Here is a 21,381-nt window from a genome sequence, read left to right on the forward strand (position 1 = left end):
GATGCAAAGCATCGAACCCGGAATCTCGAGATTCCGGGTCTGGACCTTCGGACCATCCCGGAATGACGACTACGTCGTCACCCCGCGCTATTCTCGATCAACCGCCGGTAGAACCGGATCATGTCGGCATAGCCTTCGACGCTGAGGCGTTCGTTGGTGCCGTGAAAGCGCTTCAGGTCGTCGGAATTCGCGCGCACCGGCGAGAAGCGGAAAATCTTGTCGGTTACGCCGACATAGTGCCGCGAGTCGGTGGCGGCCACCATCAGGCCGGGCGCGACAACGACATCCGGAAAGACTTCGCGGATGGTGCGGTTCAGCATCTGGAACGATGGGCTTGCGGTTGCTGTTACCGGCGGCGGGTCGGTATTGCCGGGAAACGGTGTGATCGAAATGCGCTCGTTGGCAATCGTGGTCCGCACATGATCGACCACGCTCGATTGAGTGTCGCCGGGGATCAGGCGGAAGTTGACGGTCGCCTCGGCATTGCCGGGCAGGACGTTGTCCTTGTCGCCGGCGTTGAAGATGGTCAGCGCCGTCGTGGTGCGCACCATCGCCTCGGTGGGCCCGCTCTTTTCGAATTCGCGCAACAACAGCGGCTTGAACAGCCAGAGGTTCGACAGCGCCACGCGGTTGAAGCCGGCCATCTCGGGCGCAAGGGTGTCGAACATTTCCGCCACCGTGTTGCGCACCTGCATCGGCAGGCGATGATCTTCCAGCCGCGTCAGCGCCGCGCTCATCATGCCGATCGCGGTATCGCGCGGCGGCATCGACGAATGGCCGGGCGTCGCATGCGCGTTCAGCACCACCGTCGCGTAGCCCTTTTCGGCGACGCCGATCAGCGCGGCCGGCTTGTCGAGGCCCTTCATGATGCCTTCGGTGATCAACAGGCCCTCGTCGATCACGAAATCGAGGTGCACGCCGCGCGAGGCCAATAGCGCGGCGATCGACTTGGCGCCTGATGTACCCGCGGTTTCCTCGTCATGGCCGAAGGCAAAATAGACGGTTCGCTTCGGGCGGAATCCGGCCTTGGCCATCGCCTCGGCGGCTTCCAGCATCGAATACAGGTTGCCCTTGTCGTCCCAGGAGCCACGGCCCCAGATGTAGCCGTCGGCGATGACGCCGTCATAGGGCGGTTGTTGCCAGTCCTTTTCGGTGCCCGGTGCGACCGGCACCACGTCCTGATGCGCGAGCAGCCCGATCGGCTGCGCCTTTGAGTCGTTCTTGGGGTCGGAGCCCTCCCACGTGTAGAGCAGGCTGTAGTTGGCGACCAGTTCACGCCTGGCCGCGGCGTGGAACGCCGGAAAGCTCTTTTCGATATGGGCCTGCATGCCGCGCAGCGCCTCGGCGTGCTGCTCGGGCTTTTCGTAGCTCGAAATGGTCCGGAACCGGATCGCCTCGCTCAGTCGCGTCGCGGCCGCCTGTGCGTCGACCGCCGCGCGCGGCACCGCGACGACCTGAAGCTGTCGCGAGCCATGGGTGACGACATTGAACGCCAGCACCCCGGCGACAACGACGATTGCCGCGATCGCAAGCAGCAGGATGTTGCGGACAAAGCGGATGACGCGGCGCATGATGGGATCCTTGCTCCGAGTTTGTCATTCCGGGGCGCATCGAAGATGCGAACCCGGAATCTCGAGATCCCCAGATGCGCAATTGCGCATCTGAGGTTCGATGCTTTGCATCGCCCCGGGATGACGCTACGCGTCACTTTCCCTTGGCGCGCGCGATGCCTTCCAGGATCAGCTTGCGGGCGTCTTCGGCGTCGCCCCAGCGCAGCACCTTCACCCATTTGCCGGGCTCGAGATCCTTGTAGTGCTCGAAGAAGTGCTGGATCTGCTGCAGCGTGATGTCGGGAAGATCGTTGTAGTTCTTCACCTTGTCGTAGCGCTGGGTCAGCTTCGACGAGGGAACGGCGATGATCTTCTCGTCGCCGCCGGCTTCGTCTTCCATCAGCAGCACGCCGACCGGGCGGACGCTCATCACCGCGCCCGGGACGATGGCGCGGGTATTGGCCACCAGTACGTCGCAGGGGTCGCCGTCGCCCGACAGCGTATGTGGGATGAAACCGTAATTGCCGGGATAGCGCATCGCCGTATAGAGGAAGCGGTCGACCACCAGCGTGCCGGCGTCCTTGTCCATTTCATATTTGATCGGCTCGCCGCCAACCGGAACTTCGATGATGACGTTGACCTCGTGCGGCGGATTGTTTCCGATCGAAATGGCGTCAATGCGCATGGAGGGCTCCGGCTTTGCGTTGAGGGAGGCGCCCTGAAGCAGGCGCGTATCAGGTCCGGTTTAGACCGGCAGCAAAGCAGGGAAAAGGTTGAATCAGGCCTGATTCGAAAAAGTCGGCACCGGTTTTCCCTCGCGGCAAACGCGGAACGCGTTTGCGCGGAGATGATGCTCAATAAAGATGATGCTCAATAAAAGAGCGTCGGCTCAGTTGGTCCAGGCGAACGCGACCTTGTCGAGCGACTTCGGCCCGAACTTCTCCGAGGAGCGGGCGACCATGCGGCCGCCGAGGGCGCGGTAGAATTCCGTCGCCGGATCGTTGTCGGACAGCGCCCAGACCACCATGCTCTTCAGCCCGCTCTGCACCAGATCGCGCCGGGCGGCGGTGAACAGGCGGCGGCCGAAGCCGAGGCCCTGGAATTCCGGCCGCAGGTAGAGTTCGTAGATCTCGCCTTCGAAATGCAGGCTGCGGGCGCGGTTGCGGCCGTAGTTGGCGTAGCCGGCAACCTTGTCGCCGAACACCAGCACGCTGACGCGGCTGCCCTTGCGGATCGCGCTGTCCCACCATTGCGGGCCGCGACGGTTGATCAGCTTCTCAAGTTCGGCGCCGGGGATGATGCCCTGATACGCTGAGCGCCAGGCTTCATCATGGGTAGACGCTACCGCAGCTGCATCCGCAGCTTTGGCCGGTCGAACCTCGATCAGGGTTGTGCTCATGACCCAATCAAAGCAAGTCGGCGGCCCGGCTTCAAGGTCCATCCTTAATTATCGGTTAACCTGTGGATTTTCTGCATCAGTTTTTAACCCTTCTGTACCGAAAGAGGACAAGGAGCTGCATTCCCCGGCACTTGGCTGAAGCGAGGGATGGCAAAACCCTCCCGGAATCGCTTCGGTGAATGCCGCCGCGAAATCTCGTTCACGGAAAAATGCGCTGGATTTGATTCGCCGCCGGTATTCTGTTGGTCCATCCGCGTCTCCCTCCTTGGCTGCGTCAGGCCCATCCATGCATCTGGTGAGAGTGTTTTTCGCTAGCCTGGTCCTCGTTGCGCTCGGCGTCACGACCGTATCGGCGCAACCGGCTTTCGGCCCGCAGGGCGCCGAAGGAGAGCCAAATCGCCTGCAGCAATGGCTGGTGCCGTCGCCGGATCCGGGCACGCCGGCACATGCGGTGCTGTTTCGCCCGCCCGGCGATGGGCCGTTTCCGCTCGCCGTGATCGCCCATGCCACCACCCAGAACGTGCTGCGACGCGCGCAAATGCCGCAGCCGGAATACCGCGCACTGGCGGCATGGCTGGCGGGTCGCGGCTTTGCCGTGCTGGTTCCGGAACGTCCGGGCCATGGTGCGACGGGCGGGAAATACCTCGAAGACCAGGGCGGCTGCGACGAGGCCGACTACGCCAAATCCGGCCACGCCACCGCCGACGAAATCGCGGCGGCTGCAGACTTCCTGCGCAAGCAATCCTTCATCCGGCCGGACGGCATGGTCGTGATCGGCCATTCGGCCGGCGCCTGGGGCGCGCTGGCGCTGGCGAGCGAAGACCCCAGGGACATCGCCGCCATCATCGCCTTTGCGCCCGGCCGCGGCGGCCGTGCCAATGATTTTCCCAATCAGGTCTGTGCGCCGCACACGCTGCTTTCCGCCGCCGGTGCGTTCGGCAAGGCCGCGCGCGTCAAGGTGACGTGGCTGGTGGCGGCCAATGACAGCTATTTTTCGCTGGCGCTCTCGCGGCAACTGGCCGATGCGTTCCGTAACGCCGGCGGTCAGGTCGATTTTCGCCCGCTGCCGGCTTACGGCAGCGAGGGACACTGGCTGCCGGAAACCGAAGCCGGTGTAAAACTGGCCGGACCCGACCTCGATCGCGCCTTGAAGTCGCGATCCGCTGCTCCGGCCAAAAAGCGATGACGCTGTATTTGCCGCCTGGTGGCTTTGTTGACGCTGGATAACCGATGACCGACCGATGGCCCGACGACGACGTGATCCTGTACGACGGCGTCTGCATCTTCTGCTCGCGCTGGATCCGCTTCGTCGCCACCCGCGACACCGCGCGCCGCTTCCGCTTTACGGCGATTCAATCGCCTTACGGTACCAGATTGGCGCAAGCCTTCGGCATCGATCCCAACGATCCCGACACCAACGCGGTGGTTCGCGGCGGCGTCGCATACTTCAAATCCGATGCGGCGTTGACCGTGCTGAGTTCGCTGCCGGGATGGGGATGGACGCGCGTATTGTTTTGGGTGCCGAAGCCGGTTCGCAACGCGGTCTATAACCTCGTCGCGCGCAATCGCTACCGGATTTTCGGGAAATATGAGGAATGCTTCGTGCCGGACGCGGAGATGCGGGCACGGGTGATGGAGTAAATGGTATGGATTGCAATTCTGTAGCGTCCCCGAAATTCCAAGTACCCGCGGGCGAAGATTTTCTGCTGCTCCCGCCGACAGCGCAGGCCTACGCGTACCGCAATGTTGATCGCATGTTCGCGACGCGGCCGATCCACCGTGGCAATACGGTTTTGCAACTCGAGCGGGGCCTGGAAATATCGCCGCAGTACCAGGCCGATCAGGCGACGCATGGCGTCGACGCATATATCGATCGCGCCAACGTCGCGGGACTGCTGGTCATCAAGGACGAGAAGATCGTGCTGGAGCGCTACTCGCTCGGGCTGGAGGAGAACGTGCGCTGGTCGTCGATGTCGATGATCAAGTCGCTGACGTCGACATTGGTCGGCGCCGCGCTGCAGCAGGGCGCCATCTCGAGCCTCGATGATGCGGTCTCGAAATATATTCCGGCGCTGCGTGGCTGCGCCTACGACGCGGTCACCGTGCGCAGCCTGCTCACGATGTCTTCCGGCGTGCGCTGGAGCGAGGATTACACCGACCGGAATTCCGACGTGAACCGTTACAGCAAATCGCTCGGCGACAAGGTCCCCGGCGGCGTCCTGGCGCTGATGCGCAGCCTGAAAGCCGAGCACCCGCCCGGCCGTCATTTTTCCTACAATACCGGCGACACCTATGTGCTCGGCTGTCTGGTATCGGCGGCCACAGGAAAAAATCTCGCCGACTTCATGTCGGAGACGATCTGGTCTCCGCTCGGCATGGAGTTCGACGCGTTCTACACGCTGGAATCGGATGGCGGGCAGGAGATCGGCGGCAGCCGCGCCGGCATCGCGCTACGCGATTTCGGCCGCTTCGGCGTGTTTCTGCTGCGCAACGGCGTGATCGACACCACGCCTGTGCTTCCCGCCGACTGGATCGAAAGCGCGAACCGCCGATCGTTCGTCTTCGACTCCGAAACCAATCGCTATGGCGCAACGGGATACGGCTATAGCTGGTGGATCGATCCGGATGGCTCCATGGCCGCCGTCGGCTTTGCCGGCCAATCGCTCTACGTGAACCGCAAAGCCAGCGTCGTCATCGTTACGCTGTCATGCCAGCCGCAGCCGCCCTATTCGGAGAGCTACCGTGTCGATCTGAAGGCCGAGTACCATGCGTTCAAGAACGCGGTGCTGGCGGAGTTGGGTTGATACTCACGACTCTCCAGGTGATGAACTCATAAATTCAGCCCGCCAGCGACCTTAGTGCACTCAAATTTCGCGTCACTCTCAGTTGGCGGGTGTCGTTTCTTGAAATTCGCGAGCGATATCGGCCAAGGTTATCTTGCCGAACTGCTCCTTCAATACGACTTCAGCATTCGCAAATGCTTTGGAGAGTCGAGCATTTACTGCCTGCTCGACGGGGCACTTTGGATGATCTGACGACAAAGCCAGAGTGAAAACCGAGGTATCGGTTATGGCTCGATGAATTTCTAGAACAGTCACCTCTTCGGGTTTACGCAAGAGCTTCCAACCGCCGCCCGGGCCTCCTTCCGATGAGACGATTCCTTGCTGCTTGAGCTTGGCCATGGTTCGGCGCACCACCACCGGATTGGTGTTGAGCATGAGCGCAATTGTGTCTGACGTTTCAGTTCCCCCAAGAAGTTGCATGTGTGTGAGCACATGGAGCATTCGTGACAGGCGACTATCGGTTCGCACGGCGAACTCCCCTCGTTCTGACGAGACCATAACATCGTTTGTTACGCATTGGTTGACTCAGCCGAATTTGTAACATATGTAGTTACGGATTAGAAAGCGCGACGGTGCGACGCCGTTCATTCAAGGCGACGTCGGCTCGATCACTTTTCCAACTTTCACAGGATGGCCCACGCTCAGAGCGTCAGTCGGAATCTGCCCCGGCCATGGGAGAAGAAAATGCCGTATAGGTTTGTCGAAGCGAATGGCATCCGCATGAACGTCGCGGAACAAGGGAAAGGCCCTCTTGTTCTACTCTGTCACGGCTTCCCGGAAACGTCGCACTCATGGCGACATCAACTCGCATCTCTGGCCGACGCAGGTTTCCGCGCTGTGGCACCTGACATGCGCGGATATGGAAAGACTGACAGCCCCATCGAAACCGACCAGTACACCGTCTTTCATCTGGTAGGTGACATGGTAGGCCTGCTTGACGCCCTGGAGGTGGAAACAGCGACTATTGTTGGCAATGACTGGGGCGCAACGATCGCGTGGCAAGCAGCCTTGATGCGCCCGGATCGTTTTCGAGGCGTGGTGGCTCTCGGCGTCCCGATGATGGGCCAGTCCCCAATGCCTCCAACCCAGATATTCCCGCAGACCAGTCACGCACTGCTGTATGCACTCTATTTTCAAGCGCCAGGGACGGCCGAAGCGGAGTTCGAGCGAGATGTACTGACGACAATGCGAAAACTGCTTTTCGGCGCGTCTGGCGAAGCTGGGCCGCGTCGAGAAAATGATGGCACGCCCAATCCCTTCGGAATGGTGTCTCGTTGCGACGGACTTCTCGCGCCGCTACCGAATCCGGCTCGGTTGCCCATCTGGTTATCAAAAGCGGACCTGGAGATTTTTGCAACGGCCTTCGCTGAAAGCGGCTTTCGTGGTGGGCTCAACTACTACCGGAACCTCGACCGCAACTGGAGGCTTCAGGCTGCGCTGAATGGCAAAACGGTCGATATCCCGGCGCTGTATATCGTCGGCGAACGTGACGTGGGTCTGAGCATCCCGGGCATGAGGGAGTTAATCGCCGCAATGCCCGGTCTTGTTCCCATGCTTAAGGAACCGATATTTTTGCCGGGTTGCGGGCACTGGGCGCCGCAAGAGCGACCTCAGCAAGTCAGCACCGCGATCATCGACTTCGCGCGGAGCCTTTAGAAGCTCGGTCGTTACGCACTCCGTGATCGGTATTCCACGAGCCGCAGGCTAGTGGACTCGCACAGTTTCGAGCGAAGCAATAGATCGCGCCGCACGAAGAAAGAATGGATTGCTTCCGCCTTCGCTCGAGGAACTACGGCGGACAAGTCGTCGCGTTGCTCCTCGCAATGACGGTCGCTGAAGTCATTCCTTCAGCAGCGCAATAATCTCCCCCGCCGCTCGCTCGCCCGAATCCCGCGCCCCATGCGCGGTCGAGAAAAATCCCGGCGAGGTCGCTTCGCCCGCAAAGAACAGCCGCCCGTCGACCGGTGCGGCCAGCACCGCGCGCTTGTCGGCGTGGCCGGGCAAGGCATGGGAGTAGGAGCCGCGGGCGAAGGGATCGTGCGCCCAGCGCGATTCCGCGAGCGGTTTTAGCTTGCGGCGAAAGTCGTTGCCGAGGAAGGCCACGATCTCGTCGATGCTATGTTCGGCGAACGCGCCTGGCCCGGCGTCTTCCAGCGATTGTGCGAAACGGCCGCCGAAAAAACCTTCAATGCAGGGCTGGCCGAACGGGCGGATGTGATAGGTGCCCATCTCGGTGCGCATGGTAGCGCCGCGCAGATTGCCTTCGACCGGTAACGCTTCAGGTTCGTCGAGAGCGAGCGTCACCTTGTCGGCGAGGCCGAGCGGCAGGCCGCGCGCGGCGTCGACCTTGGCAGGCAGAGGCGGATCGAAGCGGATCGCCTCGTCGGCGATCAGGTTGGTCGGCACGGTGACGATCACCTTGTCGGCGCGGAGCGTGCCTCGCGAGGTCTCGATGCGGATGCGCTGGCCGGAATGATCGATCAGCGTCACCTCGCAATTGAGCGCGAGCGGGCATGATGCACCGTAGGCCGCCACCAGCGCGCCATAGCCGCGCCGGACGCGCCAGTTGGTCTCGGTGTCTTCATAGGCGTCCATGTCCAGGATCGAGACCTGGTCGAGTTCGCAGCCGTTGATGTAGGTCGAGATCGCGTCGATCATCGGATTCCAGCGATTGCCCGGTTCGAGGCAGAGACCGGCGGCGCTGTCGCGGCGATTTTTCTTGGCGACCTTGGCCGCTTGCTCGGCGCGGTCATAGAAGGCGTCGAGGGCAGCCATGAAATGGTCGCGCTCTTCCTTCGGGAACGCCTTGCCGTAGGCGCGTTCGCGCCAGGGCGGCAAGGTCTTGTTGATCTCGAAGTCGAGCTGTTCGGCGATTTTCACGAACGAGTTTTGGTCGGCCGAATGCAGCCAGCCACAGCCGACGTCGAAGACGACGTCAGGCGAGGCCATGATGCTGTGGGCGCGGCCGCCGACGCGGTCCCGCGCTTCCAGCACGAGGGTGGAGAGGCTTGAATGCTTCAGGGCATGCGCGGCGCCGAGGCCTGCGGCGCCGGCGCCGATGATGGCGACGTCTATTTCCGAGGGGAGAGACATGAGAAGGGGCGAATGGCGAATAGGGAGTGGCGAATAGGAAGGAAGCGTATCGCAGATCGAGCGGGCCCGAAAATGCTTTCTATTCGCTATTCGCTATTCGCTACTCGCGCCCTTACGCCACTTCCTGCTTGGACTTTTCCGCGCGCTTGCGGTCGTTGGCGTCCAAGAACTTCTTGCGCAGGCGGATCGACTTCGGGGTGATCTCGACCAGTTCGTCTTCCTCGATATAGGCCAGCGCCTTTTCCAGGGTCATGCGGATCGGCGGCGTCAGGCGCACCGCTTCGTCCTTCGATGTGGTGCGGATGTTGGTGAGCTGCTTGCCCTTGAGGATGTTGATCTCGAGGTCGTTGTCGCGGGTGTGCTCGCCGACGATCATGCCCTTGTAGACCTTCCAGCCCGGCTCGATCATCATCGGGCCGCGGTCTTCCAGCTTGAACATGGCGTAGGCGACCGCCTCGCCCTGATCGTTGGAGATCAGCACGCCGTTGCGGCGGCCCTGGATGTCGCCCTTGTAGGGCAGGTAGTTGTGAAACAGGCGGTTGATGATCGCCGTGCCCTTGGTGTCGGTCATCAGTTCACCCTGGTAGCCGATCAGGCCGCGGGTCGGCGCGTAGAATACCAGGCGCAGGCGGTTGCCGCCGGATGGGCGCATCTCGATCATCTCGGCCTTGCGCTCGCTCATCTTCTGCACGACCACGCCGGAGAACTCCTCGTCGACGTCGATCACGACTTCCTCGACCGGCTCCAGCAAGGTGCCGTTCTCGTCCTTGGTCAGCACCACGCGCGGGCGCGACACCGACAGCTCGAAACCTTCGCGGCGCATGGTCTCGATCAGGATCGCGAGCTGTAATTCGCCGCGGCCCGACACTTCCATGGCATCGCGGTCCTGCGATTCGACGACGCGGAGCGCGACGTTACCCTCGGCCTCGCGAAGCAGGCGGTCGCGGATCAGGCGGCTGGTGACCTTGTCGCCTTCGGTGCCGGCGAGCGGGGAGTTGTTGACGATGAACGACATCGACACCGTCGGCGGATCGATCGGCTGCGCCTGGATCGGCGTTTCGACGCTCGGATCGCAGAAGGTGTCAGCGACGGTGCCCTTGGGCAAGCCCGCGATCGCGACGATGTCACCGGCCTCGGCGAGGTCGACCGGCTGCCGTTCAAGGCCGCGGAACGCCAGGATCTTGGTGATGCGGCCGGTTTCCACCAGCTTGCCGTCGCGCGAAATCACCTTCACCGACTGGTTCGGTTTGACCGAGCCGGAGGCGATGCGGCCGGTGATGATGCGGCCGAGATAGGGGTTGGCCTCAAGGATGGTGCCGAGCAGCCGGAACGGGCCTTCCTCGACCACCGGCGGCGCCACGTGCTTGATTACGAGGTCGAACAGCGGCTGCATGCCGTCCTCATGGGAGGCCTCCGGGGTGGTCCCCATCCAACCGTTCTTGCCGGAACCGTAGAGGATCGGGAAATCGAGCTGGTCGTCGGTAGCGTCGAGCGCGGCGAACAGGTCAAACACCTCGTTCACGACTTCGGTGATGCGGGCGTCCGGACGGTCGACCTTGTTGATGGCGACGATCGGCTTCAGGCCGAGCTTGAGTGCCTTGCCGACCACGAACTTGGTCTGCGGCATCGGGCCTTCGGCGGCGTCGACCAGCACGATCACGCCGTCGACCATCGACAGGATGCGCTCGACCTCACCACCGAAATCGGCGTGGCCGGGGGTGTCGACGATGTTGATCTGAGTGTCTTTCCACTGCACCGAGGTGCACTTGGCCAGAATAGTGATGCCGCGTTCGCGCTCCAGATCGTTGGAGTCCATCGCGCGCTCTACCTGACGTTCGTTGTCGCGATAGGTGCCCGATTGTTGCAGCAGCTTGTCGACCAGCGTGGTTTTGCCGTGGTCGACGTGGGCGATGATGGCGATGTTGCGAAGCTTCATGATTCTCTTCTGCATCAGGACATAGGCTGGAGCGCGATCTCGCCGGAAAACCGGGACCCACTTTTCCGGATCGTGCTCAAAACCTGAAATTCGGGGGACACTTGGTCCCAAAAAGGGAAGCCCGGCCAAAAGGACCGGGCACACCTTACTCGTTGCGGCGCAATATATTCAGAAAACGTCAAAAAACAAGGGTTTATTGGCCGGTTGGTTAGCCGATTTCGGCATGGCAGTCGCTTGGCAGCGGCCTAATTCCCCTTTTCGGGGTCAGGATAGACCCCCCGTAAAACGTCCTCGAAATGGTTCTTCACGGCCTCGTTGCAAAGGCAGGACCGGGTCCGCAGGGCATCGGGGTTGCGGACCAGGATCGAGCCCCGGCGGGTCTCCAAAATACCCTCCGCCTTGAAGGTCTGGATCACCCGGCTGGTATAGGAGCGGCCGACCCCGAGCAGCGTCGCGAGCTGTTCATGGGTCAGCGGCACGACCTCCTCGCCATCCGTGCGCTCCATCGCCGAAATGATCCATTTCGCGGTTCGCTGCTCGATCGAATGGATGGCGTTGCAAGCCGTGGACTGGAAGATCTGCGCCAGCATACAGTCGGCGTAGCGGGCGAAAACATTGCTCAGCGTGCGCGATTTCGACTTCGCCGCATCGAGCTTGCTTACCGGCAGCCGCACGAAGGGGCCGGCGAATTTGACCATGATCCGGGTATAGGCCGGCAGAAAGCCCTGGCTGACGATGCCGCCGACCGCGCCTTCGCGGCCGATCAGGATGGTTTCGACGTCGCGGCCGTCCTCATTGGGAACCATGTAGGACGCCAGGCTGGGGCCGCAGGGGAAGTGCACGATCTCGACATTGTCGCCCGGGTTGTAGAGCAGGTCGCTGGGATTGCCGTCGGTCGCGGTCAGATACGGTTCGATCAGGGCAAAATCGGCGCTGTTCAGGCGGCGCAGCAGGTTGTTGAACGGCCGCTCGCCGGCCGCCTCGTTTGGTCGCGTCGGCATGACAGGTTCCCGTTCTGCGGCCCGGGGCACAATAATCCGATTGATACCGTCGGTATGTTCACAAGTGGACAGACGGTAGAACGGCGATGTGGTGGTTTGAGTTCCGGAACCTGCGGCGCGCTCCTCCCGAGGCGCCGGGCCCTCAGGTACTTCTTCGGGCTTCCGGCGAGGCATCCATGTTGAACCTGTCATCCGGTGCGGTCATGAAACCCGGCTTTGTCGACGGCGTGCCCAACGACGTGTTGATCGTCGAGGACGACCCGATCATCGCGCTCGACTTCGAAGACACGATTCTCGGCTTTGGCGTGAAGACGGTGCGCACCGCGGCCAGCGTGGCCAGGGCGCTCGATCTCGTCGACGAACGGCCGCCGGATTTTGCGCTGCTCGACGTCGGCCTGATCCGCGAGAAGAGTTTTGCGGTCGCCGAACGGCTGGAGGCGCTGAAGATTCCGTTCGCCTTCGTCACCGGCTATGGCAGCGATGCCCGACTGCCCGCGGCCTTCGCCAACAAGCCGCGGCTGCCCAAGCCGTATTCGACCGATGCGCTTCGGGCCTTGTTGAGCCAAGGCCGCGCCGCACGCTAAGCGTCGTCGAGTCTTTCAAACCGTCTTCGGATCGAGTGTCGTCGACCACAACGCAACGTCGGCGCGATCGCGCAGCGTCACCGTCATCTGCCCGCTGGCGCCATCGATCTTGACGTGGCCGAAGAACTGCATGCCAGCGGATGGCGGCAGGTTTTGCTTGTCGAGCCCCGGCGCCTTGATGAATCGCACCTCCGGACCGAAGGTGTTGTCGAGTTCGTTCGGGCCGAACGTGCCGGCGTGCAGCGGGCCGGAGACGAATTCCCAGAACGGATCGAATTCCTGGAACTGGGCCTTGTCCGGGTTGTAGTAGTGCGCGGCGGCGTAATGCACGTCCGCCGTCAGCCATACCGTGTTGACGACGCCTGACGTCTTGATGAAGCGAAGGATGTCGGCGATCTCCAGTTCGCGCCCGCGCGGCGGTCCGTCGCCCTGCGCAAATGCTTCCGAGCCCTTCTTGTTGGGCGCATCGTCATAGACGATGATGCTGAGCGGCATGTCGGAGGCGATCACCTTCCAGGTGGCGCGCGAGTTCAACAGCGCGCGCTTCAGCCAGGCAAGCTGATCGGGCCCGATGAAATAGCTGTCGGGCCCATAAGTGGTCTGCAGGTTCGGACCGTTGGGACTGCGATAGCTGCGCTCGTCCAGCATGAACACGTCGAGATGCGGACCGTAATTGAGCGTGCGATAGACCCGGCCCGGCTCCACGATGCTTTCACGCATCGGATACATTTCGTGAAACGCGCGGGCGGCGCGCGCCGCGAGCAGGGTGATGTCGCGCTCCTTGTAGGCGGCAGGCAACTGCTTCGAGGCCGACCAGTTGTTGGTGACCTCGTGGTCGTCCCACTGCACGAAGATCGGCACCTCGGCGTTGAAGGCGCGCAGGTTGTCGTCCATGAAATTGTACTTGTGAGCGGCGCGGAATTCGTCGAGCGTTTCGGCGACCTTGGCCTTTTCCGGGATCGTCACGTTCTTCCAGAGCTTGCCGTCGGCAAGCTTGACCTCGGCAGGGATCACCCCATCGGCATAGATGGTGTCACCGGAATGCAGCAGGAAATCCGGGCGATGCTTGCGCATGGTGGCAAAGGTGAACATGCCGCCGTCATCCGGGTTGATGCCCCAGCCCTGCCCGGCGACGTCGCCGCCCCAGACGAAACTGACGTCGCGGCGATCGGCCGGCGCGGTGCGGAATCGTCCGACCACCGCCTCGCTCTGGATATCGGTGTGGGAAAGGTCGCGAAAGCGGACACGGTAGAAAATGTCCTGTCCCGCGGGCAGGTTTTCCAGCAGCATTTTTGCGGTGAAATCGCTTTCGGGCAGAGCCGCGATCGGCGGCAGCGACCGCGCATTGGCAAACGATTCCGTGGTGGCGACCTCGACCATCATCTGCGCAGGCCGGTCGGCGCGCGCCCACACCACGCCGCCATCGGCGCCAACGTCGCCGGATTGCACGCCGTGCGTGATCAGTGGCCGGTCAGCGGCACGGCTGAGATAGGGCATTGCCAGCGCGCCGATGGCGCCGGACCCCGCGGTGGAAAGAAAGCGGCGTCGGGAAATGCGGAACGTCATGCGAGCCTCGTTTTTGGTTTGACGAGAATTGTCGGAGTGCGGTCATTCCGGGATGGTCCGAAGGACCAGACCTCAGGGGTGCAATTGCACCCCGGGGAATCTCGAGATTCCCAGATGTGCAACTGCACATCCCAGTTCGATGCTGACGCATCGCCCCGGAATGACTCGGAGTGAAAACGCTATAGGAAAGTTCCGTGACGGCCCGATTACAGAAATACGCCGCTCAGGCGGTACCGGCGGCCCGGAATTGCGCGCTCGCCCGCTGCAGGTTTTGCGGCATGCTCACCAACAGCGCCTTGCGGTCGGCGACGGCGCTGTGGAATTGCTCGATCGCGATGTTGAAGGCGGTCAGGGTTCCGTCCTCGATTGCGCCGTGCTCGAAGCACAGCAACGTATCGCGCAGGATGGCGTCGGCTTCCGACTGCATCCGGTCGAGTTCGTCCATCGAATCGCAGCTGCGGGCGGCGGCGAGCATGTCGAGCAGCCGGTCGCGCTGCGATGTGTTGAGGCTGCGCTCGTCCTTTTTCAGGTAGCCGGCAAACCACGCACCGGCGGAGCCCATCGCCGACAGTCCCATCAATCCCCACCAGATGAAATCGCTGTAGCGATCGAGGAAGGTTTTTTCCTCGCCGTCGACAAACGCGGCGGCGCCGGGATGGACCGGGATGGTGGCGTCCTTGTCGGTGTCAGGCGTCTCGATTTTCGCCGCCAGCGGAAATTCGGTCTTCAGGTTTTGCCGGATCGCAAATAATTGCCGGGTGAAGGCGGCGATGGTCGATTCCGAAACGCCTTTGCGCGCCACGATGTGGTGCGAGAAACTGATCGTCTTGACCTCGTCCTCGGGCTTGTCCGGCCCGGCGCCAAAGGTTCCGGCCGGGATTTCGGACGCCTCATAGGCCGGGTGGTTCTGCGCAATCGCGTCGGCCAGATCGATCGCCAGGAATTTCGGCGTTCCGCCGTCGCGGGTCGAAGCCGCGATCGCATCCGCGGTGATCTTGCTGTTGACGGGACCTGCGGCGAGATAGGCATCCGCCTTCTGGTTGCGAATGGCGTCGGCGGCCTCGTTGGCCGGGAACTGGATGATCTCGACCTTGGCAGGATCGACGCCGTATTGCTGCAGAACCACTTTCAGCAAATTGACGTTGGCCGGGGTGCGGCCGACGACGCCGACCTTGCGGCCGGCGAGCTGCGCGATTTTCGAGATCTTCGGCGCGGCCTTCTTGCCCTTGGTCTTTTGCGCGGGGGGCACCCAAAGCACCACGACGTTCTTGCGCAGCGTCGCCACCGCCAGTGCGTTCTTCGGCACATCGAGGTCGCCGCGGATGATGGCGAGATCGGCCTTGCCTTCGCCGAGCAGATTGGCGCTGGCGCCGGCGCCGTCGGTCTGAAGCGGGCGCAGCCGGACCTGGCTGCGTTGCTGATTGTTGAAGGCCTGCGTCAGCGCCTGGACCACCTTGAGGTCGTCGCTGTTGGCCGGGCCGACCGCGATCCGCAGCGTCACCGGGCGCATCGCAAAATAGTAACCTGCCGCCAGCGCGCCGACGATCGCCAGCACGCCGGCCAGCATGACGAATGTCAGCCGCTGCTTGGCCGGGCGGGCCGCGGGTGGGGCCAGCTTTTCGGCAGCGTCGGAGCCGTCGGTCATCAATCCCTGAACAATCGTTTGAGCTGCATTGTCATGTCGGCGACCTGCTTATGGGGCCATTCTAGCAAAATTCCCGCCGAACCGGGGTTACATCTACGTCATGGTTACCGGGGGCCGCGCGTGGCTATTGGACGCGCCTGTCGGTTCGTTTGGGCTGGGGATCCCGCGGGCGCCTATCGGTGTTAGGTTAGGTCGGTGTGAAACAGGGAGGCGATCATGGCGGAACGGTTGTCGGCGGAGGCGCGCCGAGCGGCGCTGGCGGAACTGCCCGGCTGGTCCGAGACCAGCGGTCGCGAGGCGATCGCCCGGACATTCTCCTTCAGCGATTTCAACGAAGCCTTCGGCTTCATGACCCGCGCGGCCCTGGTGGCCGAAAAGAAGGACCATCATCCGGAGTGGAAGAACGTCTACAAGACGGTGGACGTGGTGCTGGCGACCCATGACGCCCACGGCGTCACCCGGCTCGATATCGAGCTGGCCCTGGCCATGAATGCGATCGCGAGGCAACTGGGCGTCAGTTGATTCCGCGCCTCGTTCGGCCTTGCGGCAGCGGCCGGACGTCCCCAACTGTTGAGCGTAGCGTTTTCAGGCGAAGCGACCCGCCGCGCCGGCTTCGAGGGGGAGTGCCGTGATGGCATCGTCCGAACATACCGTGGGTTTCGAGCCAGCCGATCGGCTGGCGCAGGACCGCGAGAGCGTGCGCCGGCGCTTCTGGATCAAGCTGAAGCGGGTCGTCGCGAAGCTTCCCTTCGCCGAGGATCTGCTTGCGGCCTATTATTGCGCGTTCGACAAACAGACGCCGCGTCACGTCCAGGCGGCGCTGCTCGGCGCCATCGCCTATTTCATCCTGCCGTTCGACTTCATCCCCGACATGCTGCCGGTGCTCGGTTTCACCGATGATGCCGCGATCCTGGCCACCGCCATCCGCATGGTCGCGGGGCACATCACCCCGGAACATCGTGACGCCGCCCGCGCCGCGCTGAAGCGCGGAATTGAGACTTCAGAGGCGGAATAGCAAACGAAGTCCGCAGAGAACGCGACCAGCATTCATTTACAGTCATGCCCGGCCTTGTGCCGGGCATCCACGTCTTTGCTTTACATCAAACAAGAAAGACGTGGATGGCCGGGACAAGCCCGGCCATGACGAGGTTTACTTCGCCGCGCCGGCCGGGCGGACCTGCGCCCGCGCGTTCTTGTCGGCTTCCCACGCCTGGAACTGCTTGAACAGCGCTTCCCGGTCGGTATCGTTTTTCACGCTGGCGGCGGTCGTCGGACTTTGTTTCAGGAATTCGTCGAACCTGGCGCGCGTCACCGCTTCGATGTTGTGGTTCTTCAGCCATTGGTCGGCGGCCGGAAAGCGCTGCCAGTCCTGCAGCGGGGCCGACAGCGAGACTTCCTTCCACTTGGGATGGAAAGGCGGGTTCTGGAACGTCGGAAACTTGGTGAAGAAGGCGTCGACGAACAGCGCGAGCTTGCGATACCGGTCGGTGTTCGGCGCCCAATTATAGGCCGCCAGTACCGCGGGAACCGCGATGGTGTCGACGCGCTCTTCTCCGGAAATCAGGTTCGGATAATCCTTCGCGGTCAGGCTCGCGGGCAGATAGTCCTTCTGCAGCGGCTTGTCGTAGTTGACGTTCACGAGATGGAAGCGGTCGTCCTTGAACGTGCTGACGGACTTGTAGGGCTTGCCGCCGCAGACGATGACGGCGTCGATTTCGCCGGCCTTCAGCTTTTCCATCGCGATGCGCTGTTCGATATAGACGACCTTGGGCTTCATGCCGAGCCGCTCGAACACGGTCAGCGCGGTAACGAAGGTGCCGCCATTGGGAAGGTCGACGCTGACGGTCTTGCCCTCGAGATCCCTGAGGCTGCGGACCGATTTCGATGCGATGACGTGCACTTCCTCATTGTAGAGCTTGGTCACATAGGTGAACTGCTTCTTGATGTCCTTCGCAAAGCCCTTCCGCTCGAGATAGTCGAGCGTGTCGGAGCGCACGATGCCGAGATCGACGCCCTGCAGGAACAGAATATCGGCGACGCTCTGCACCGAACCGCGGCCGACGATCGGGAGTATGCGCAACTTGTTGCCGTCGTCGAGCACGGAGGCGAGGTCGGCGCCGAACTGTACGTAGGTGCCGCCGATCGTTCCCGAGATCAGCGTGACCGTGTTCTGGTTAAGCGCCTGCTTGGTGGCGGTCGAACCGAACTGGAAAATCGCCTTGAGGCTTTCGCTGACCTTGGCCGGATCGTATTCCGTTTCCTCGGCCTGCGCCGCCTGGCCGCAAACCATCGCGATGGCAACCAGTGCCAGTCCAAACAAACGTCGCATGTATCCCCCTGGGTATTGCCTGCCTTCGAGTAAGCTTAGTTTTGAGTCTGGAGGCGGCGCCTAGCGTCGACCGAGCCGAGTTGGGCCGCCTTCTGGTACCAGAGCCGCGCCGCGGCCGGATCGGGCGTGATGCTGCGCGTGTCCTGGGTGCCGAGCACCTGCGGGTCATACGTCCCCGCCAGCATCAGCGCCGCGTCCGCTTCCTGCGCATCCGCCGCACGCTCGAGCAGCAGGCGGGCGGAGGTGATGTCGCCGATCGCGAGCAGTCCCTTCGCGCGCTTCAGCAGCGTCGCAAGTTCATCCGGATCGATGCGCCTTGCCGACGGCGGCGGAACCACCTCCGCCGGGGCCGCTTGCGTCGCCGGTTCGATCGCCACCACCTTGCTCTTGAGCGCGTCCTGATAGGCGGCTGCGATTTCGTCGCGCGTCGGCGAGACCGATGTCAGCCCGGCAGGCTGAATACGCCGGGGCGTCGCATTATCCGGCGCCGGTTCGGAATTTGTCGGCCGCGCGGCGACGCTTTGTGGCGGCAGTGCAGCCTCTGTTGCGCTGAGCTGACCGGGTGTGTCGCCGGCGAGCGAGGCCTTCGCATTGGCAAACACCGAAAGCGGATTGTCCATCGACATGATCGCCAGCGCGATGCCGGCAACGGATGCTGCCGCGATTCCGCCCTTGAGAATTCGCGACCAGAGCAGCGCACGGCTGATGTTCCGCTCGCCGCCGCTGCCAAACCGGTGGTTGGGTTCGTCATCTTCATAATTGGAAAGGAATAGCGGAACCGGCTCGTTGGCCAGCGCATCGTCCTGCAGTTGTTCCGGCGCCTCATACAGCCCGACGGCTCGACCCGGTTGGCGCGTCTCATACAATCGGGGATCGCGGATGGCTTCGTCGAACCTGTCGTACGGATCCCTTGAATGAACCTGCCTTGTAATTTCAACCATGGCGATGCTCCCACTACGAACGCAACTGTGGGCATCCCGGCAACTGGTTGTAATTATTTCTGGCGCGCGGGAACCCTTACTGATTTCTAAATCGCACGCTGAATGGGTTCAAAAAACGACGCTCGCCGGCGCGAATTGGGAGATATTTTGGTTTGATTGAGGCGCGATCGCCTAATTCAGAGAATTGAAGTGCGGATTAACTAGCGAGTAAGTATCTCAAAATGCATGCGGGAACGAAGCGGTGAACGTCGCGAACATTCGGCCCGATGCGCGCGATCATGCGGCGCGAGTGTCCTGCAATGATACGGCGGCCGAGCATTGGCCGCCGTCTGTAACAAATGAACCGTTGTCGCTGCCGGCGGCTGTGGCTCGGCCAAACAACGACAACGTTATCGCCGGCAAAGCGCTGCGTCTCAGGGATGCAGGATCACCTTGCCCATCGCCTGCCGGCCGGCGAGGACTTTCAGCGCCTCGGCGGTTTGCGCCAGCGGGAAGGTGCGGTCGACATGCGAGGAGATCTTGCCTTCCGCCGTCCACTTCACGAGCTTCTCCAGATTGGCGCGGTTCTTTTCCGGGTTGAGCTTGGTCCATGCGCCCCAGAATACGCCGCGGATATCGCAGCCCTTGAGTAGTGCCAGGTTGAGCGGCATCTTCGGAATGTCGCCGGCGGCAAAACCGATCACCAGGAAGCGACCTTCCCATGCGATGGCGCGCAACGCGGCTTCGGCATAGCCGCCGCCGACCGGATCGAAAATAATGTCGACACCCTTGCCGCCGGTCAGCCGCTTCAGGCCTTCCTTCAGGTCTTCCTTGGTGTAGTTCAGCGTCAGCTCGGCGCCGTGCGCCTTGGCGAATTCGAGCTTTTCGTCCGAGGACGCGCAGGCGATCACCTTCAGGCCCATCAGTTTGCCGAGTTCGCAGGCGGCGAGGCCGGTACCGCCGGCAGCGCCCAGCACCGCCAGCGTCTCGCCGGGCTTCGGGCTGGCGCGATCTTCCAGCGCGTGCAGCGCCGTGCCGTAGATGATGATGATTCCGGCGGCGCGATCGAAATCCAGATTGTCCGGAATCTTCACGATCGTATTCGCCGGAAGCGCGATCTTTTCGCGCGCGCCGTTGTGGCCGCAGGAAGCCACCACGCGATCGCCGACCTTCAGGTCGGTAACCCCGGCGCCGACGCTTTCGATCACGCCCGCGACTTCGGCGGCCGGCGAGAACGGGAACGGCGGTTTGATCTGGTACTTGCCCTGGATCATCAGGATGTCGAAGAAATTCAGCGCGGCGGATTTGATCGCGATCACGGCCTGGCCCGGCTCGGCGACGGGATCGGGCACGTCGGCCAGCACGAGATCGTCGGGTTGGCAATATTGCGAGCAGAGAATGGCTTTCATGGACACACCTGATTTTCGGACGCACAAGGAAGGCTGGATGCTTCATGCCGGATTTGAAGCCGGGCTACAATCCGATTCGGATGCATTTGGGTTGTGCGCAGGACGACCGTCCCTCGACTGGATGCAGCGCCGAACAAACGCCTCGCCATGACGGGGCAACAGGGAGTGAAACAATGTTTGAAAAAGGCCTGCTGGCGGGGAAGCGGATTTTGGTCACCGGCGGCGGCTCCGGGCTCGGGGCCGCGATGGGGCGCCGCTTCGTCGAACTCGGCGCCGAGCTGATCATTTGCGGCCGCCGGCTCGAACTGCTGGAGGCGACCGCGGCGCAGATGCGCAGCGAAATCGGCGGCAAGGTTTCGGTGGCGCGATGCGATATCCGCGACGGCGCCGCGGTCGACGCCATGATGGATACGGTCTGGGGCGAGGCGCCAATTGACGTGCTGGTCAACAACGCCGCCGCGACCTTCATCGCGCAGACCGAACATTTGTCGTTCCGGGCCGCGGATGCGATCCTGGCGCCGACGCTGCATGGCACGATGTATTGCACGCTTGCCGCCGGCAAGCGCTGGATCGAGGGCAAGCACAAGGGCGTGGTGCTGAGCATTCTGTCGACCTCGACCATCACCGGGCGGGCCTTCACGGTGCCGTCGGCGATGGCAAAGACCGCCGTGCTGGCGATGACCAGGAGCCTTGCGGTGGAATGGGGCCCGAAGGGCATCCGCACGGTCGCGATCGCGCCGGGAGCCTTTCCGACGCCGGGCGCGGCGGGCCAGTTGCGGCCGGAGGGCCGCGACGAAAGCTGGGCGCATCGCAATCCGCTCGGTCGCGCCGGTGAACACAGCGAACTCGCCAATCTGGCGAGCTTCCTGATTTCCGACCAGGCCGGCTACATCAATGGCGAGATGGTGGTGCAGGACGGCGGCTCGCATTTGCGCAGTTCCGGCGCGGAGGATCTGCTGCAATGGACCGAAGCGCAGTGGGAGAAGCAGCGCGCCGGCCGCGCCGGTGGCTGAGTTCGCAGGCTGTGTAAAGCTTCCGCTAAAAGGTTTTGCTAAGAAGACTTGCATCAGAACGCGGACGTCGCGGCGGGTCAGCCGGTAACTGCC

The 21,381-nt window shown here is 62.6% G+C and carries 20 protein-coding genes; 8 read left to right on the forward strand and 12 right to left on the reverse strand.

Going from position 1 to position 21,381, the window contains the following annotated elements:
• Positions 1 to 77: 77 nt before the first annotated feature.
• From FFI89_RS01665 to FFI89_RS01675, 3 genes are all read right to left on the reverse strand, one after another.
• Positions 78 to 1,571, reverse strand: coding sequence for a M20 family peptidase (locus tag FFI89_RS01665; protein WP_138832299.1), 1,494 nt, complete (start codon positions 1,569 to 1,571; stop codon positions 78 to 80).
• A 133-nt stretch (positions 1,572 to 1,704) separates the two neighbouring features.
• Positions 1,705 to 2,235, reverse strand: a complete 531-nt coding sequence (gene ppa, locus FFI89_RS01670; protein WP_138832301.1) for an inorganic diphosphatase — start codon at positions 2,233 to 2,235, stop codon at positions 1,705 to 1,707.
• Between the two features lie 204 nt (positions 2,236 to 2,439).
• Positions 2,440 to 2,949, reverse strand: a complete 510-nt coding sequence (locus tag FFI89_RS01675; RefSeq protein ID WP_138832303.1) for a GNAT family N-acetyltransferase — start codon at positions 2,947 to 2,949, stop codon at positions 2,440 to 2,442.
• 286 nt (positions 2,950 to 3,235) lie between these two features.
• On the opposite strand from FFI89_RS01675, the gene FFI89_RS01680 reads away from it, so the two are divergent.
• From FFI89_RS01680 to FFI89_RS01690, 3 genes are all read left to right on the forward strand, one after another.
• Positions 3,236 to 4,135: a S9 family peptidase gene (locus tag FFI89_RS01680; RefSeq protein WP_138832305.1), complete on the forward strand. Its 900-nt coding sequence runs from the start codon at positions 3,236 to 3,238 to the stop codon at positions 4,133 to 4,135.
• 44 nt (positions 4,136 to 4,179) lie between these two features.
• Positions 4,180 to 4,590: a thiol-disulfide oxidoreductase DCC family protein gene (locus tag FFI89_RS01685; protein ID WP_138832307.1), complete on the forward strand. Its 411-nt coding sequence runs from the start codon at positions 4,180 to 4,182 to the stop codon at positions 4,588 to 4,590.
• 113 nt (positions 4,591 to 4,703) lie between these two features.
• Positions 4,704 to 5,753, forward strand: a complete 1,050-nt coding sequence (locus FFI89_RS01690; RefSeq protein WP_210249063.1) for a serine hydrolase — start codon at positions 4,704 to 4,706, stop codon at positions 5,751 to 5,753.
• 78 nt (positions 5,754 to 5,831) lie between these two features.
• On the opposite strand, the gene FFI89_RS01695 is transcribed toward FFI89_RS01690, so the two are convergent.
• Positions 5,832 to 6,260, reverse strand: a complete 429-nt coding sequence (locus FFI89_RS01695) for an Rrf2 family transcriptional regulator (RefSeq protein ID WP_246669351.1) — start codon at positions 6,258 to 6,260, stop codon at positions 5,832 to 5,834.
• 216 nt (positions 6,261 to 6,476) lie between these two features.
• Here FFI89_RS01695 and FFI89_RS01700 point away from each other — a divergent pair, with 216 nt between their 5' ends.
• Positions 6,477 to 7,448, forward strand: a complete 972-nt coding sequence (locus tag FFI89_RS01700; RefSeq protein ID WP_138832313.1) for an alpha/beta fold hydrolase — start codon at positions 6,477 to 6,479, stop codon at positions 7,446 to 7,448.
• Between the two features lie 183 nt (positions 7,449 to 7,631).
• Here FFI89_RS01700 and FFI89_RS01705 read toward each other — a convergent pair whose 3' ends face one another.
• The 3 genes from FFI89_RS01705 to FFI89_RS01715 all read right to left on the reverse strand — a co-directional run bounded on the left by FFI89_RS01705 (position 7,632) and on the right by FFI89_RS01715 (position 11,822).
• Positions 7,632 to 8,885 (reverse strand): NAD(P)/FAD-dependent oxidoreductase, encoded by a 1,254-nt coding sequence (locus FFI89_RS01705; RefSeq protein WP_138832314.1) that lies wholly within the window; start codon positions 8,883 to 8,885, stop codon positions 7,632 to 7,634.
• A 112-nt stretch (positions 8,886 to 8,997) separates the two neighbouring features.
• Positions 8,998 to 10,821, reverse strand: coding sequence for a translational GTPase TypA (gene typA, locus FFI89_RS01710; protein ID WP_092518200.1), 1,824 nt, complete (start codon positions 10,819 to 10,821; stop codon positions 8,998 to 9,000).
• A 245-nt stretch (positions 10,822 to 11,066) separates the two neighbouring features.
• Positions 11,067 to 11,822, reverse strand: a complete 756-nt coding sequence (locus tag FFI89_RS01715; protein WP_138832316.1) for a Crp/Fnr family transcriptional regulator — start codon at positions 11,820 to 11,822, stop codon at positions 11,067 to 11,069.
• A gap of 176 nt (positions 11,823 to 11,998) precedes the next feature.
• Here FFI89_RS01715 and FFI89_RS01720 point away from each other — a divergent pair, with 176 nt between their 5' ends.
• A complete protein-coding gene (locus FFI89_RS01720) occupies positions 11,999 to 12,406 on the forward strand; it encodes a response regulator (protein ID WP_168212744.1) in 408 nt (135 codons plus the stop codon).
• A 15-nt stretch (positions 12,407 to 12,421) separates the two neighbouring features.
• Here FFI89_RS01720 and FFI89_RS01725 read toward each other — a convergent pair whose 3' ends face one another.
• Together FFI89_RS01725 and FFI89_RS01735 are read right to left on the reverse strand one after the other, a co-directional pair.
• Positions 12,422 to 13,972: an alkaline phosphatase gene (locus FFI89_RS01725; protein WP_138832318.1), complete on the reverse strand. Its 1,551-nt coding sequence runs from the start codon at positions 13,970 to 13,972 to the stop codon at positions 12,422 to 12,424.
• 223 nt (positions 13,973 to 14,195) lie between these two features.
• Complete coding sequence (locus FFI89_RS01735) at positions 14,196 to 15,617, reverse strand: TAXI family TRAP transporter solute-binding subunit (protein WP_138832320.1); 1,422 nt, start codon at positions 15,615 to 15,617, stop codon at positions 14,196 to 14,198.
• Between the two features lie 216 nt (positions 15,618 to 15,833).
• Here FFI89_RS01735 and FFI89_RS01740 point away from each other — a divergent pair, with 216 nt between their 5' ends.
• Both FFI89_RS01740 and FFI89_RS01745 read left to right on the forward strand, forming a co-directional pair.
• Complete coding sequence (locus tag FFI89_RS01740) at positions 15,834 to 16,139, forward strand: 4a-hydroxytetrahydrobiopterin dehydratase (RefSeq protein WP_138832322.1); 306 nt, start codon at positions 15,834 to 15,836, stop codon at positions 16,137 to 16,139.
• A gap of 109 nt (positions 16,140 to 16,248) precedes the next feature.
• Entirely contained in the window at positions 16,249 to 16,632 is a 384-nt protein-coding gene (locus tag FFI89_RS01745) for a YkvA family protein (protein WP_138832324.1), read from the forward strand.
• A gap of 135 nt (positions 16,633 to 16,767) precedes the next feature.
• Here the strand turns inward: FFI89_RS01745 and FFI89_RS01750 are convergent, their stop codons facing one another.
• From FFI89_RS01750 to FFI89_RS01760, 3 genes are all read right to left on the reverse strand, one after another.
• Positions 16,768 to 17,946, reverse strand: coding sequence for a TAXI family TRAP transporter solute-binding subunit (locus FFI89_RS01750; protein WP_138832326.1), 1,179 nt, complete (start codon positions 17,944 to 17,946; stop codon positions 16,768 to 16,770).
• 35 nt (positions 17,947 to 17,981) lie between these two features.
• Complete coding sequence (locus FFI89_RS01755) at positions 17,982 to 18,887, reverse strand: hypothetical protein (RefSeq protein WP_138832328.1); 906 nt, start codon at positions 18,885 to 18,887, stop codon at positions 17,982 to 17,984.
• Between the two features lie 413 nt (positions 18,888 to 19,300).
• Complete coding sequence (locus FFI89_RS01760; RefSeq protein WP_138832330.1) at positions 19,301 to 20,275, reverse strand: NADPH:quinone oxidoreductase family protein; 975 nt, start codon at positions 20,273 to 20,275, stop codon at positions 19,301 to 19,303.
• Between the two features lie 173 nt (positions 20,276 to 20,448).
• Here FFI89_RS01760 and FFI89_RS01765 point away from each other — a divergent pair, with 173 nt between their 5' ends.
• A complete protein-coding gene (locus tag FFI89_RS01765; RefSeq protein WP_138832332.1) occupies positions 20,449 to 21,288 on the forward strand; it encodes an SDR family oxidoreductase in 840 nt (279 codons plus the stop codon).
• Positions 21,289 to 21,381 lie beyond the last annotated feature (93 nt).

The organism is Bradyrhizobium sp. KBS0727 (genome assembly GCF_005937885.2).
Classification (GTDB): Bacteria; Pseudomonadota; Alphaproteobacteria; order Rhizobiales; family Xanthobacteraceae; genus Bradyrhizobium.

Coding starts and splice junctions, on each gene's coding strand:
- FFI89_RS01665 (WP_138832299.1), bottom strand. CDS start 1,571: ATGCGCCGCGTCATCCGCTTTGTCCGCAACATCCTGCTGCTTGCGATC.
- ppa (WP_138832301.1), bottom strand. CDS start 2,235: ATGCGCATTGACGCCATTTCGATCGGAAACAATCCGCCGCACGAGGTC.
- FFI89_RS01675 (WP_138832303.1), bottom strand. CDS start 2,949: ATGAGCACAACCCTGATCGAGGTTCGACCGGCCAAAGCTGCGGATGCA.
- FFI89_RS01680 (WP_138832305.1), top strand. CDS start 3,236: ATGCATCTGGTGAGAGTGTTTTTCGCTAGCCTGGTCCTCGTTGCGCTC.
- FFI89_RS01685 (WP_138832307.1), top strand. CDS start 4,180: ATGACCGACCGATGGCCCGACGACGACGTGATCCTGTACGACGGCGTC.
- FFI89_RS01690 (WP_210249063.1), top strand. CDS start 4,704: ATGTTCGCGACGCGGCCGATCCACCGTGGCAATACGGTTTTGCAACTC.
- FFI89_RS01700 (WP_138832313.1), top strand. CDS start 6,477: ATGCCGTATAGGTTTGTCGAAGCGAATGGCATCCGCATGAACGTCGCG.
- FFI89_RS01705 (WP_138832314.1), bottom strand. CDS start 8,885: ATGTCTCTCCCCTCGGAAATAGACGTCGCCATCATCGGCGCCGGCGCC.
- typA (WP_092518200.1), bottom strand. CDS start 10,821: ATGAAGCTTCGCAACATCGCCATCATCGCCCACGTCGACCACGGCAAA.
- FFI89_RS01715 (WP_138832316.1), bottom strand. CDS start 11,822: ATGCCGACGCGACCAAACGAGGCGGCCGGCGAGCGGCCGTTCAACAAC.
- FFI89_RS01720 (WP_168212744.1), top strand. CDS start 11,999: ATGTTGAACCTGTCATCCGGTGCGGTCATGAAACCCGGCTTTGTCGAC.
- FFI89_RS01725 (WP_138832318.1), bottom strand. CDS start 13,972: ATGACGTTCCGCATTTCCCGACGCCGCTTTCTTTCCACCGCGGGGTCC.
- FFI89_RS01735 (WP_138832320.1), bottom strand. CDS start 15,617: ATGACCGACGGCTCCGACGCTGCCGAAAAGCTGGCCCCACCCGCGGCC.
- FFI89_RS01740 (WP_138832322.1), top strand. CDS start 15,834: ATGGCGGAACGGTTGTCGGCGGAGGCGCGCCGAGCGGCGCTGGCGGAA.
- FFI89_RS01745 (WP_138832324.1), top strand. CDS start 16,249: ATGGCATCGTCCGAACATACCGTGGGTTTCGAGCCAGCCGATCGGCTG.
- FFI89_RS01750 (WP_138832326.1), bottom strand. CDS start 17,946: ATGCGACGTTTGTTTGGACTGGCACTGGTTGCCATCGCGATGGTTTGC.
- FFI89_RS01755 (WP_138832328.1), bottom strand. CDS start 18,887: ATGGTTGAAATTACAAGGCAGGTTCATTCAAGGGATCCGTACGACAGG.
- FFI89_RS01760 (WP_138832330.1), bottom strand. CDS start 20,275: ATGAAAGCCATTCTCTGCTCGCAATATTGCCAACCCGACGATCTCGTG.
- FFI89_RS01765 (WP_138832332.1), top strand. CDS start 20,449: ATGTTTGAAAAAGGCCTGCTGGCGGGGAAGCGGATTTTGGTCACCGGC.